Annotated in this window: 12 protein-coding genes and 1 pseudogene; 6 read left to right on the top strand and 7 right to left on the bottom strand. The window is 74.5% G+C overall.

Features of this window, described 5'->3' with window-relative positions; genetic code table 11:
- Positions 1–87 precede the first annotated feature (87 nt).
- On the top strand, positions 88–885 hold the full coding sequence (locus B4U46_RS13720) for a S16 family serine protease (protein WP_079427357.1): 798 nt from the start codon (positions 88–90) through the stop codon (positions 883–885).
- Here B4U46_RS13720 and B4U46_RS13715 read toward each other — a convergent pair.
- The 4 genes from B4U46_RS13715 to B4U46_RS13700 form a co-directional block, all read right to left on the bottom strand.
- Positions 815–2,116, bottom strand: coding sequence for an MFS transporter (locus B4U46_RS13715; protein WP_079427355.1), 1,302 nt, complete (start codon positions 2,114–2,116; stop codon positions 815–817). The two genes, B4U46_RS13720 and B4U46_RS13715, sit on opposite strands and share 71 nt — an antisense overlap.
- Entirely contained in the window at positions 2,113–2,340 is a 228-nt protein-coding gene (locus tag B4U46_RS13710) for a hypothetical protein (protein WP_079427353.1), read from the bottom strand. The genes B4U46_RS13715 and B4U46_RS13710 overlap by 4 nt, the downstream gene beginning before the upstream one ends.
- Positions 2,341–2,440: 100 nt before the next feature.
- The gene (locus B4U46_RS13705) at positions 2,441–3,064 is read right to left on the bottom strand and encodes an ArsR/SmtB family transcription factor (protein WP_079427351.1); all 624 of its coding nucleotides are present in this window, start codon (positions 3,062–3,064) and stop codon (positions 2,441–2,443) included.
- A 68-nt stretch (positions 3,065–3,132) separates the two neighbouring features.
- Positions 3,133–3,603 carry an Lrp/AsnC family transcriptional regulator gene (locus B4U46_RS13700; protein ID WP_079427349.1) on the bottom strand — a complete coding sequence of 157 codons (471 nt, stop codon included), beginning with the start codon at positions 3,601–3,603 and terminating at the stop codon, positions 3,133–3,135.
- 129 nt (positions 3,604–3,732) lie between these two features.
- On the opposite strand from B4U46_RS13700, the gene hppD reads away from it, so the two are divergent.
- On the top strand, positions 3,733–4,878 hold the full coding sequence (gene hppD / locus B4U46_RS13695; RefSeq protein ID WP_079427348.1) for a 4-hydroxyphenylpyruvate dioxygenase: 1,146 nt from the start codon (positions 3,733–3,735) through the stop codon (positions 4,876–4,878).
- Between the two features lie 92 nt (positions 4,879–4,970).
- On the opposite strand, the gene B4U46_RS13690 is transcribed toward hppD, so the two are convergent.
- The gene (locus B4U46_RS13690) at positions 4,971–6,506 is read right to left on the bottom strand and encodes a tetratricopeptide repeat protein (protein WP_221265281.1); all 1,536 of its coding nucleotides are present in this window, start codon (positions 6,504–6,506) and stop codon (positions 4,971–4,973) included.
- Between the two features lie 96 nt (positions 6,507–6,602).
- Between B4U46_RS13690 and B4U46_RS13685 the strand changes: the two genes are divergently transcribed.
- Positions 6,603–8,033 carry an FAD-binding oxidoreductase gene (locus tag B4U46_RS13685; protein WP_079427346.1) on the top strand — a complete coding sequence of 477 codons (1,431 nt, stop codon included), beginning with the start codon at positions 6,603–6,605 and terminating at the stop codon, positions 8,031–8,033.
- A gap of 41 nt (positions 8,034–8,074) precedes the next feature.
- Here the strand turns inward: B4U46_RS13685 and B4U46_RS13680 are convergent, their stop codons facing one another.
- The gene (locus tag B4U46_RS13680; RefSeq protein WP_079427345.1) at positions 8,075–8,557 is read right to left on the bottom strand and encodes an SsgA family sporulation/cell division regulator; all 483 of its coding nucleotides are present in this window, start codon (positions 8,555–8,557) and stop codon (positions 8,075–8,077) included.
- A 292-nt stretch (positions 8,558–8,849) separates the two neighbouring features.
- On the opposite strand from B4U46_RS13680, the pseudogene B4U46_RS40320 reads away from it, so the two are divergent.
- The 3 genes and pseudogenes from B4U46_RS40320 to B4U46_RS13660 all read left to right on the top strand — a co-directional run.
- Positions 8,850–8,951: pseudogene (locus tag B4U46_RS40320) on the top strand (DUF2510 domain-containing protein); the annotation flags it as partial.
- Positions 8,952–10,129: 1,178 nt separating this feature from the next.
- Positions 10,130–10,702 (top strand): RDD family protein, encoded by a 573-nt coding sequence (locus tag B4U46_RS13665; RefSeq protein ID WP_159402091.1) that lies wholly within the window; start codon positions 10,130–10,132, stop codon positions 10,700–10,702.
- A 616-nt stretch (positions 10,703–11,318) separates the two neighbouring features.
- Complete coding sequence (locus B4U46_RS13660; protein ID WP_335755395.1) at positions 11,319–11,810, top strand: RDD family protein; 492 nt, start codon at positions 11,319–11,321, stop codon at positions 11,808–11,810.
- 108 nt (positions 11,811–11,918) lie between these two features.
- Here the strand turns inward: B4U46_RS13660 and B4U46_RS13655 are convergent, their stop codons facing one another.
- On the bottom strand, positions 11,919–12,233 hold the full coding sequence (locus tag B4U46_RS13655; protein WP_079427339.1) for a hypothetical protein: 315 nt from the start codon (positions 12,231–12,233) through the stop codon (positions 11,919–11,921).
- Between the last annotated feature and the right edge of the window lie 378 nt (positions 12,234–12,611).

The following is a 12,611-nucleotide window of genomic DNA, read 5'->3' as shown; positions in this document are numbered from 1 at the left end:
GGCCGGGGCCCGTCCGCCGGGCGCGGCTGCGTGCGCCGCGGCAGCGTGCGGCGCGGGGCGGGCCGGACGGGTCGGTAGATTGGCCGGGTGCTCTCTCGCCTCACACGTCTGCCGCGTCCCACCGCCCTGGCCGTCTGCGCCGCGCCCGTCGTCGCGCTGTTCGCCGTCGCGGCCCTCGCACCGCTGCCCTTCGTGGTGGCCATTCCGGGGCCCACGGCCGACGTGCTGGGCTCCGACCAGGGCAAGCCGGTCATCACCGTCACCGGCGCCCCGGTCCGCGAGACCAAGGGCCAGCTGCGCATGACCACCATCCGCGCCACCGGCCCCTCCTCCACGATGAGGCTGCACGAGCTGGTCGACCACTGGTTCCGGAGCGACCAGGCGGTCATGCCCCGGGAGGCGGTCTATCCCACGGGCGGCAGCGAGAAGCAGATCGAGCAGCACAACCTGGAGGAGATGTCCCAGTCGCAGTCGGCCGCCGAGGCCGCCGCGCTGGGCTACCTCCACAAGGACCCCAAGTCCGTCAAGGTCGGCCTCAACCTCGCCGACGTCGGCGGCCCGAGCGCGGGCCTGCTCTTCACCCTCGGCATCATCGACAAGATCGACGGCGACGGCAGCGGCGGTGACCTCACCGGCGGCCGCAGCATCGCCGGTACGGGAACCATCAGCGCCGACGGGACGGTCGGCGCGGTCGGCGGGGTCGGGCTGAAGACCCAGGCCGCCCGGCGGGACGGGGCCACGGTCTTCCTCGTCCCGAAAGGCGAGTGCTCCGACGCGAAGTCGGAGCTGCCCGAGGGGCTTCGGCTGATCCCCGTCACTTCGCTGACGGATGCGGTGAACGTTCTGCGGGCGCTGAACCGGGGAGAGGGCGTTCCGTCCTGCTGACGACGGACGACGGCTTGGTGTCCATGCCGCGCCAGGCGGGGAAGACGACCGGGGCCAGGGTGGTCAGGAAGTAGACCGCGCCGAAGGCGAGCAGGGCCGTGTGGACGCCGAGGCCGTCCACCAGGAGGCCCGCCGTGAGACCGCCCAGCGGCATGACCAGCTCGCAGCCGGCCGTGGTCACGCCGGAGACCCGGCTGCGCAGTTCCTCGGGCACCGTCTCGAAGACCACCGTCGACAGGATCGGGTTGAGCACGCCCACGCTCAGGCCCGCCAGGGCCATGGTCACCGCGAGGGGGAGCGGGGTGCCGGTCGCGGCGGCGACCACGTAGCGGGTGGCGCCGGAGACCAGGAAGGCGCCCGCGAACAGCGCCCGGCGCGGGAAACGCTCGCCCCACGCCCCGTAGAGGAGGGCGCCGAGCAGGGCGAAGCCGCCGAAGAGGGAGATCATCAGGCCGATGGCGGTGGCGCCGCCGAGGTCCTCGCGGCCGTGGACCGGAAGGAGCACGGACGACCAGCCCTGGTCCAGGCCGTTGGTCATCATCACCATGAGGGTGATGCCCAGCAGGAGGCGCGAGCGGGTCAGGAACCGCCAGCCCTCGGCGAGTTCGGTCCGGTAGGCGGCGAACGAGGGCTTCTCCGCGGCCCGTCGGGGTTCGGCGGCCGGGACCCCGCGCAGGAAGGCGGAGACCAGCAGGGCCGACACGGCGTAGCTGGCCGCGTCCATCAGCAGGACGGACTCCGCGCCGAGGACGGCGATCAGCAGGCCGGCGACCGCGGCCCCGATCATCCGGGCGCCGCGCGAGACGGCGTCGTAGAGGCTCGCGGCCCGGGTGACGGTGGTGCCCGCGTGCTCGGCGAGGCTGGGCAGCAGCACGGAGCGGGCGGTCAGGCCCGGGGTGTGCACGAGGCCGCTGAGGGCCATCAGGGCGCACAGCATCCAGAACTCCAGCAGCCCCGCGTAGTGCAGCAGCGGGATCGCGCCGACCGAGACGGCGCAGACGAGGTCGGAGGCGGCGGAGACCCGGCGGCGGCCGATCCGGTCGATGACCGGGCCGCCGACGAGGGCCGCGACGACGACGGGCAGGGTGGCGCAGAAGGCGACGATCCCCGCCCGTCCGGCGCTGCCCGTGGTCTGGAGCACGAACCACGGGACGCCGATCATGGTGAGTGAACTGCCGGCTATGGAGATCGTGTTGGCGGCCAGGAGGGCCGCGAGGGGCCGCCGGCTCATGCGGCGTGCTGCCGGATGCGGGTGTGGAGGTGCTCGGGCTGCATCAGGCGGATCCCCGCGGACACCAGGGCCTCGCCGAGCCGGTTGCGCAGGGCGGCGGGCGCGGCGGGTGCGGTGGTCGGGTCCGGCGCGGCGGCTTCGTGGGCGAGGCGCCAGGCGGCGGCCTCGGCGGCGAGTTCGGCGGTGCGGGCGGCGTGGATCCGGGTGTGCGTGAAGGCGTGCATGGCAGGACTCCTTCTGAGCGGGCGCGGAAAAACGGGCGCGGAAAGGGGTGGGAAGGGGGTGGGGAAGGGGCCGGGAGGGTGGGGCGGGCCGGGCGGGGTGCTACGCGGTGCCGTGGCGGCGCGGGAAGGCGTGCGTGTGGAAGCGGACCGTCTCGGTGTTCTCGGCCTGCGGCAGGTCGCGGTAGCTGTTCACCAGGTCGTGGACCTTGTGGATCAGTTCGGTGGCCTGGGCGGGCGTCAGCCGCAGGGTGAAGTCGCTCATGTCCGTGGCCGCCCGCCACTCCCTCGGCCAGTTGTGGGAGTCGCCGAGCCAGGTGCTGAGCTCCTGGGTGTGGATGGTGGCGAGCTCGTGGAGGAAGGCGTCGGCGGCGCCGCGCGTCTGCGGGTCGGCCTCGTCGTACATCAGCGTCTCGTCGAAGGCCGTGCCCTGGTGGACCGCCTGCCACCAGCGCTCGCGGCCCTTGCCGTGCCCGGGGGCGTCCTCGACGAAGCCGTGCGCGGCGAGCTGGCGCAGGTGGTAGCTGGTGGCGCCGCTGGACTCGCCGAGCCGCTCCGCCAACTGGGAGGCGGTGGCGGGCCCTTCGTGGCGCAGGGCGGCCAGCATGCGCATGCGCAGGGGGTGGGCGAGGCCGCGCAGGGAGCGGGCGTCCAGCGTCCGGACGGCGGGCCGCTCGGGAGTGGGAGCGGCCGGCTGCCGCGGGTTCTCGGCGTTCGTTTCGGGCATGGCTCAACCGTAGGGCTTGCAAAGGGTTCTATGCAAGGGTTTCTTTGCAAGCTTTTCTTTGGAACTCCTCAGTGGTCCTCGGCCGCCTGCTCCACCAGCGGGATGATGCGCAGCGGGACCGGGTTCTCCATCACGATCGCCGTGGACGCCCGCACGATCCCCTCGAAGCCCACCACCCGGTCGATGACCCGCTGGAGGTCGGCGTTGGACCGCGCCACCAGCCGGCACAGCATGTCCCCGTGCCCGGTGGTCGTGTGCAGCTCCAGCACCTCCGGCACCCCGGCCAGGTGGGCCCGTACGTCCGCGCCCTGACCCTGCTTGATCTCCAGCGTGGCGAAGGCCGTGACCGGATATCCCAGGGCCGCCGGGTCCACCTGGGGCCCGAAGCCGCGGATGACCCCGTTCGCCTGGAGCCGGTCCAGCCGCGCCTGCACCGTGCCCCGCGCCACCCCCAGCCGCCGGGAGGCCTCCAGGACGCCGATCCGGGGTTCACGCGCCAGCAGCACGATCAACCGTCCGTCGAGCTCGTCGATAGCCATGGAAACCTTCCCTCGATCGGCTGGTCATACTGCACAGATCTCTCAGCCATCCTCAGGTACCGCTGGGCAATCTGTACAGCAGAAATGGAAACTATTGCGCAGCTTGTGGAACGGCGGGACGCTGCGCACATGACTGAGACCCTGGACACCACCCCGCAGACCGCGCGTGAGGCAGACCCCTTCCCGGTGAAGGGCATGGACGCGGTCGTCTTCGCCGTGGGCAACGCCAAGCAGGCCGCGCACTACTACTCGACCGCCTTCGGCATGAAGCTCGTCGCCTACTCCGGACCGGAGAACGGCAGCCGCGAGACCGCCAGCTACGTCCTGACCAACGGCTCCGCGCGCTTCGTCCTGACCTCGGTCATCAAGGCGGCCACGGACCACGGCCGTTTCATCGCCGAGCACGTCGCCGAGCACGGCGACGGCGTCATCGACCTCGCCATCGAGGTCCCGGACGTCCGCGCCGCCTACGCGTACGCCGTCGAGCAGGGCGCCCGCGGGCTCGACGAGCCGCACGAGGTCAAGGACGAGCACGGCACGGTCGTCCTCGCCGCGATCGCGACGTACGGCCAGACCCGCCACACCCTCGTCGAGCGCGTCGACTACACCGGCCCCTACCTGCCGGGCTACGTGGCCGTCGCCCCGCTGGTCGAGCCGCCGGCCAAGCGGACCTTCCAGGCGATCGACCACTGCGTCGGCAACGTCGAGCTCGGCCGGATGAACGAGTGGGTCTCGTTCTACAACAAGGTCATGGGCTTCACGAACATGAAGGAGTTCGTCGGCGACGACATCGCCACCGAGTACTCGGCGCTGATGTCGAAGGTCGTCGCGGACGGCACCAAGAAGGTCAAGTTCCCGATCAACGAGCCGGCGATCGCGAAGAAGAAGTCGCAGATCGACGAGTACCTCGAGTTCTACAACGGGCCGGGCGTGCAGCACATCGCGCTGGCGTCGAACGACATCGTCGCCACCGTGCGCACCATGCGCGCGGCGGGCGTGGAGTTCCTGTCCGTCCCGGACGCGTACTACGACACGCTGGGCGAGTGGGTCGGCGACACGCGCGTGCCGATCGACGAGCTGCGCGAACTGAAGATCCTCGCGGACCGCGACGAGGACGGCTACCTGCTGCAGATCTTCACGAAGCCGGTGCAGGACCGGCCGACCGTGTTCTTCGAGATCATCGAGCGGCACGGGTCGATGGGCTTCGGCAAGGGCAACTTCAAGGCGCTGTTCGAGGCCATCGAGCGGGAGCAGGAGCTCCGGGGCAACCTGTAGTCCACCCGGCCCCGCCACGGTTCCCGGGGGCCCCGCCCCCGGGAACCGAAGGGCGGGGAGGGGCCCCGGCCCCGCGCGGCGGGAGTCGGGGCTCAGGTGCCGGACGGGCCGGGCTTCGGCTTCGCCGGGGCCGGCTTCGCGGGCTTCGGGGGCTGCGCCGCAGGCTTCGGCCTGGGGCGTGGCTTCGGCAGCTCCGGCGCCACCCACGGCGTGCGCGGCTGCATGTTCTCCGGCCCGCCCGGCGCCGGCTGCCCCACCGCCGCCAGGGCCTCCTTCGCCAGCGGCCCCCGCACCGGCGAGAAGTCCGGGTTGGTCCGCGCCACCTCCTGAAGGTGCCGCCGCGCCGCCGCCTCGTCCCCGAGGCCCTGCTCGATCACCGCCCGGTGGTAGGCGAACTCCGCGCTCCGCAGCCCGGGCTCCGTCGCCTTCTTCGCGTACTCCAGCGCCTGCGCATCGTCCCCGGCCCGGTGCAGCGCCCACCCCAGCGCGTCCGCCACCTGCACGCTCTTGTGACGCTCCCACTCCGCCGACAGCCGGCGCACCGCCACCGCCGGATCCCCGTGGTCCGCCTCGAACAGGCCCAGGACCACCTCCTGGTCCACCCCGTCCGCAGCCCCCCGCGCCGCCAGCACCGACACCGCCTCGTACTGCGCCCGCGCCTCCTGCGGCCGCCCCAGCGAATCCAGCAGCTCGCCCAGCTCCAGCGCCAGCCGAGGCAGCGGCGTACGCCCCAGCACCATCCGGTAGTCGCGCACCGCCTCTCCGCTCCGCCCCAGCGCCGCCAGCGCCCGCGCCCGGCCGCCCAGGGCCTCCGCCTGCGCCGGGTCCGTGCGCTGCGCCGCCTCGTACTGGCGCAACGCCTCGGCCGCGTCGCCCCGTTCCCAGGCCAGCTCCCCGAGCCGGAACAGCACGTACGCCTTCTCCGCCGGGGACTTCGCCGCACCCCCCGCCGCCTCCAGCGCCACCACCGCGTCCTCGCGCCAGCCCCGGTCCCGGTACACCTGGGCCGCCCTCAGGTCCGCGGCCAGGCCCGGACGCAGCTCCTGCAGCTGCTCCATCGCCTTCTGGGCGCCCTTGTAGTCGCCCAGGCCCGTGTACGCGTCCACCAGCACCGGGTACGCCGTCCAGCGCCGCGACGCCTGCGCCCGTACCAGCTCGCCCCACTTGCGGGCCGTCACGAAGTCCCCGCGGGCGCCCGCCAGCGCGCCCATGCCCGTCATCGCGTCGAAGTTGCCCTTCTCCGCGGGCCGGACCTCCAGGGACCGCTTCAGGGCCCGTTCCGCCTTCGGGAACCAGCCGGAATCGGCCGTCCGCCGGGCCTGTTCCAGGTACGCCGAACCGAGCACCGCCCACGAAGCGTCGTCGTCCGGATGCCCGGCGAGCCACTTCTCCCGGTCCGCCACCAGCGCCGTCAGGTCCACCGCCGCCGCCGGGGCGCCCCGGCCCACCGCCGACGCGGCCCGCTCGCCCGGCCCCGGCGGACGCGCGTCGTCGCCCGAGCGGGCGGGGCGGATCAGCAGGGTCGCGGCGATCAGGACCACCGTCACCGCGGCCGCCACCACCGTCTTGCGGCCGGTGAAGGTCACGGGCGGCGCGGGCTGCGGAGAATGCTCGTCGAAACCGTCCATGCGCTCACTGTGCGTCAATATGAAGAGACCGCCCGGGTGTCCGAAGCCCGTCGCAGCCGTGTTCACACCGATGGCCCCGACTGCCACTGTGGCCCCATGGACGACGATCTCGCCTCCCCGCTCCCCGGTCTCCTCGCAAGGCTGCGCGAAGGGCTCCCGCCCGAGGCGCTGCTGACGGACCCACAGGTGACCGCCTCGTACGCCACCGACATGGCGAGCTTCTGCCCCGCCGGCACGCCCGCCGTCGTCGTCCTCCCGCGGACCGTGGAGCAGGTCCGGCACGTGATGCGCACCGCGACCGCCCTACGCGTCCCCGTGGTCCCCCAGGGCGCCCGTACGGGCCTGTCCGGGGCCGCCAACGCCTCCGACGGCTGCATCGTGCTCTCCCTGGTGAAGATGGACCGGATCCTGGAGGTCTCCGCCGTCGACCGGATCGCCGTCGTCGAGCCGGGCGTGGTCAACGCGGTCCTCTCCCGGGCCGTCGCCGAACAGGGCCTGTACTACCCGCCCGACCCCTCCAGCTGGGAGCAGTGCACGATCGGCGGCAACATCGGCACGGCCTCGGGCGGACTGTGCTGCGTCAAGTACGGGGTCACCGCCGAGTACGTGCTCGGGCTGGACGTGGTGCTCGCGGACGGGCGGCTGCTGCGCACCGGGCGGCGCACCGCCAAGGGCGTCGCCGGATATGACCTGACCCGGCTCTTCGTGGGCTCCGAAGGCACCCTGGGCGTGGTCGTGGGGGCCGTCCTGGCGCTGCGGCCGGCGCCGCCCCGGCAACTGGTGCTCGCCGCCGAGTTCCCGTCCGTCGCGGCCGCATGCGAGGCCGTCTGCGCCGTCATGGAGGCGGGCCTGGCGCCCTCGCTGCTGGAGCTGATGGACCGGACGACCGTCCGCGCCGTCAACGCCCTCGGCCGTGGGAGCCGCCCCCGTTCGAGCGGAGCCGAGAGCCCGGGGGAGGGCCTGCCCGACAGCACGGAGGCGCTGCTGCTGGCCGCCTTCGACACCCCGGACGCGCCCGCCGGCCTCGCCGCCGTCGGCGCGCTGTGCGAGGCCGCCGGCGCGAGTGCCGTCGTACCCGCCGAGGACGAGGCGGAGTCGCGGCTGCTGCTCCAGGCCCGCCGGACGGCCCTGACCGCCCTGGAGGCGCTGCGGCCCGCGACGATGATCGACGACGTGTGCGTGCCGCGGTCGCGGCTCGCCGAGATGCTGGACGGGACCGCCGCCATCGCCCGGGCCCAGGGCCTGCTCATCGGCGTCTGCGCGCACGCGGGCGACGGCAACACCCACCCGGTCGTCTGCTTCGACCCCGCGGACGAGGACGAGGCGCGGCGGGCCCGGGAGTCCTTCGACGAGATCATGGCCCTCGGGCTGGCCCTGGGCGGGACCATCACCGGGGAGCACGGGGTCGGGGTGCTGAAGAAGGAGTGGCTGTCGCGCGAACTCGGCCCGGTCGGGCTGGAGATGCAGCGCGCCGTCAAGCAGGCCTTCGACCCGCTCGGGCTGCTCAACCCCGGCAAGCTGTTCTGACACGCCGTCCGGGGCGGTGCCCCTGTTGCCGCCGGCGTCCCTCACAGGTCACCGTCCGCGGACTCCTCGGAGGGCCACGGGTCGCGCAGCCACAGCTCGTCGGCCGGGGTCGGGGTGAGCAGCTCGGCCAGCGCCTCGTCCAGGCAGAGCCGTTCCGCCTCGGTCCCGGGCGGCACCACGCGCAGGGTGCGCTCCAGCCAGGCCGACACCGCGCCCGCCGGGGCCTCCAGGAGGGCGTCGCCGTCGGGGGAGCTGAGCGCCATGCACAGCACCGACTCACTGCCGATCTTCGTGGGCCAGATCCGGACGTCCCCCTGGCCGCAGGGGCGGAACACCCCCTCGACGAGCAGTTCCCGGGCGAAGGTCCAGTTCACCGGGGCGCTGGTGCCGGTGTGGAAGGTGATGTGCACGGCGTAGGGGTCGTCGGTCAGGTAGAGCAGCTTCGCGGGGATGCGGATGCTGCGCTCGGGGGACAGGATCAGCCTGAGCTCCAGCTCGCGCTCGATGACGGGGTGGTGGTGCACGGCGGCCTCACTTCGGTGCGTCGGTTGCGGACGTGGGGCGCGGATCGCCCCACGTGGGGAGAGAGCGCCGATGTGCCCGGGTATGACGCGACTTCCGGCACCGGTTTCGAGGTTGGCCGGAATCTGTCGGATGACCGAAATCGGTGGGGTGGGGTGACGGTCGGACCGGGGGCGGGACGAGGTTCGCTCAAAGGCTTGGAATCTGCCGTTACCGGACCTGTCGGGAAGGGGTTCTTGGCTATGGTCCTCCCCTTGGGTCCTCCCCTGCACAAGCCTTGAGCCACGATCGGAGTTGGGGACATTGACGGCCTCCCCTGGTGACGGCGAGCACGCGGCCCGCGAGGGCTACTACCCCGATCCGTCCATCCCCGGGTACGTCCGGTACTGGAACGGCGCCGCCTGGGTCCCGGGGACGAGCCGTCCCGCCCCCGCGCCCGCCCCGGTGGAGGAGACGGGGCCGGTGTTCCTCGACGAGACCCCCGAGACCGGGGCCCTCCCGGACCCCGCCCCGGCCCGGCGGCACGGGACCACGCGGCGGCGACGGCCTGGCGGGGGGAACCGGAACGGGAACGGGAACGGGAGGCGGAGGGCAGGCGGCCGGAACGGGAGGCCGGGGGCTGGCCGGCGGAACGGGAGGCCGGGGGCTGGCAGGCGGACCCCGCGCACCAGGCGGGGTTCGGCGGGCCGCGCGACGTCCGGGTGTCCTGGGGCGGCCCGGACCTCGCGGAGCCCGAGGACCTCCGGCCCGGCGGAATCTCCCTGGCCCGCCCCGCGGCCGCCGCCCCCGCCGCACGGCGGCTGCCCGCGCAGGCCGCCGCCGAGAGCGTGGGCATCCTCTCGGCGCGCCCGCCGGCCTGGCCGGACGCCCCGGCGACGGGCGTCTCGGGCCTCACCTCGAGCTGGCCGGAGGCCACGGCCACCGCCCCCGCCCCACCGGCCCCCGGCGGGGGCGCGGCGTGGTCGGCGGCTGCGGGGTCGGAGGCGGAGGGGGAGCCCGGCCGGGGATGGGCCGGGGCCCCGGGTTCGCGTTCGGGCGGGGCTTCCGTTCGTCCGGCGGGGTTCCGGGAGGAGGGGGAGCCCGGCCCGGAGGGTGCCCCGGGCCCGGGCGGGTGGTCAGCCCAGGCGTCGGCCCCGTCGGCATCGGATGCCGCTCGGGTGGCGGGTCCCGCGGGCGGGGCGGGTGGTTCGGCTGCGGCGTGGTCCGGGAATCCGGGCGGGGAAGGTGAGCCCGCCCGGGGGTCGGCCGGGGTTCCGGCGGAGGGCGTGCGGGCGGCCGGTGTGGCTGCGGGGGGTTCGGCCCGGGCCGGGTCCCGGGACGCGGGCCCGGAGGGGGAACCCGCCCAGGGGTGGGCCGGGACCCCGGGGTTGGCTTCGGCTTCGGCGGATGCGGCACGGGCGTGGTCCGGGGGCGCGGGCATGGCGGGGGAGTCAGACGGAAGGTGGTCCCCGGCCCCGGGAGAGGCCCCGGCGGGGAGCTCCGCCCGCGCGGCGCACGGGCGGGCCGATGCTCCCGCGGGCTCCCGCCCGGGTGCGTACCCCGGCCCCGCCGCCAGGCGGCCGGAGGCGACCGCTGTGGCACCCGCCGCGGACCGGGCGGCCGCGCACGCCCCCTCGTCGGCCCCCGCCCCGGTGCCGGACGAGGACGCGCGGGCCGTCTTCGAGCGGATGGCGGAGCGGGCCGTGCGGCCCGCCCGGCTGGTGCGGAGGGGGCTGGCGCGGCTCCTGGACTCGCTCGTGCTCGCGGGGGTGGCCGTCGCCGCCGCGGTGCCCCTCGTACCCGGGGTGACGGCCCATCTCCAGGCCAAGGTCGACGCCGCCCGGGCCAGCGGCCGCAGCACCACCGTGTGGCTGCTCGACGCCACCACGGCCGGCGGGCTGGGCCTCGTACTGGGTGCCGTCCTGCTGTTCGGAGTGCTCTACGAGGTCCTGCCCACCGCCCGCTGGGGCCGTACGCCGGGCAAGAAGCTGTGCGGGGTGCGGGTGCTGGGCACCGCCACCCTGCGCCCGCCCGGCTTCGGCGCGGCCCTGCTCCGCTGGCTCGTGTACGCGCTGCTGGGGCTGCCGGGCAGCCTGTGGTGCCTGGTCGACCGCCCGCGCCGACGGGCCTGGCACGACAGGGCGGCCCGCACGTTCGTGACCCGCTGAAGACCCGGGCGGCAGGACCGGCCCACGGCGTCCCTCGCAGCCCGTCGCGGACGAACGGGCACGCCCCTGCCTCCCACCCGGAAGCGGGCCCACCGATGGCGGCCCGGCCGGGCAGAGGGGTCCGGGGCCGGAGAACCCCTGTCCCCGGGGGCTCCGGCCCCAGACCTTCCCCCCAGCGGCCGCTGGGGAGTGGGCGCACCGGCCGCGCAGGGACCGGTCCAGGGGGCAGGGGGTGGCGCTCCTGGCAGCGGCCGAAGTGGGTTTCCCCCCGGGCAGAGTCCGGGGGAGGGGCGGGGAGCTCGCCCCGGGCGGGGGCCACTCCCCCGGACGGGCGCCGTTGCGTTGCGGGTGGGGCGGGGGCGGGTTCGACTCGGGCCATGAGTACCGACCAGCCGCCGCCGGGCGGGCAGCCCGAGGACGACCCGTTCCTCAAGAAGCCGCAGGAACCGACGCCTCCGCCGGGTGGCCCGCCCTACGGCTCACCGCCTCCGGGCGCCGGCGGCCAGCCGCCCCCGCCGCCCGGCGGGGGGTATCCGCCCCCGGCCGGCGGTCCGGTCGGCGGTCCGCCCGGCGGGGGATACCCGCCGCCCTCGCCCCCGCCCCGTACGGCTACGGCATGCCCGACCCACTCGCCGGCATGCCCCCGCTGGCGGACACCGGCAAGCGGCTCGTCGCGCGCCTCATCGACCTGGTGGTCGTGTTCGTCCCGCTCTGGCTCATCCTCTTCGCGATCGGTTTCGCCCTTCCGGTGCACACCGACCAGAACGGGGAACTGACCGACTCCGCCTCCAGGTGGGTCACCGGTGCGGCCCTGCTGTGGTGGCTGGTCTACGTCGCCGCCTGGATCGTCTACGACTGGTTCTTCACCCAGAAGAGCGGCCAGACCCTCGGCAAGAAGGCGATGCGGCTGCGGGTCGCCATGCTCAACGACGGCAGCGTGCCCTCGTCCGGCGCCGCCGTCGGCCGGGCGGCCACCCTGTGGGTGCCGGCGTTCCTGTGCTGCGGCCTGTGGTGGGTCGTCGTGGGCATCTCGATCCTCGTCGACCAGCCCTACAAGCAGGGCCTGCACGACAAGGCGGCCAGGACCGTGGTGGTCTCGGTGCCCTGAACCACCTCACTGCCCTGATGTCCTGACACCGCCGCAGGCGCGCGTGGACGGCCGGTCCCACCCGGGGCCGGCCGTCCACGCGCGTGCGCGTACGTGTCCGGGGGAGCCTCAGCGGTGAACGGAGTGCTCCGCGGGGGCCGTTCGCGGCTCCGGCACCCGGCCGCCCCCGGCCCCGCCGGGCGCCGCGTCCGACGTGCCCGGCGCGGCCGCGCCCGCCCGGCTGCCCCGTACGGCGGCGTGCCGGCCCCGGCGGCGCGGGAGCGGCACCGTGAGGGCGACCAGCAGCCCGAGGGCCAGCGCGGCGGCGGAGATGACCGCGACCCCGATCCCGGTGCTCGTCTGCGAGAGCAACAGCATGGCGATCGTCGACACGACGACGGTGGCGGAGCCGTAGGCGAGCTGTGCGGCAGTCGGACGCGGCATGACGTGTTCCGTCCTCGGAGGCGGGAGGTGCGTGGGTACGTCGGCTCGGAGTCCCCTCAACGGTCGCGCGCGTCAAGTGACCCATACGACGGGATGCCCGAGGAAGGCCACAAGTAAGCGTGGCCTTACCCACGGGACCGGAGCACGGGGGGCGCACGGGGTCACAAACCGGGTCGCAACCGGACGGGAAGCCGGCATCCGGGGCTCTCTTCGCCCCGGAAGGCCCCGATGACTCCAAACGTCCGAATAGCGGAACTCGCTGACCGCATAGTGCAGTTGTAAGGAAGAAGTCAAGGTCTGTCTTTTCTTTAGACTCTCCGGTCAAATGTCGTCACTTGAGACGCGCGCCGCGCGGAACCCCCCGCTCCAATGGAGACG

It is taken from the genome of Streptomyces katrae (assembly GCF_002028425.1).
Classification (GTDB): Bacteria; Actinomycetota; Actinomycetes; order Streptomycetales; family Streptomycetaceae; genus Streptomyces; species Streptomyces katrae_A.
The sequence above is the reverse complement of the archived record's forward strand: the minus strand, read 5'-3'. Positions and strand labels throughout refer to the sequence as shown.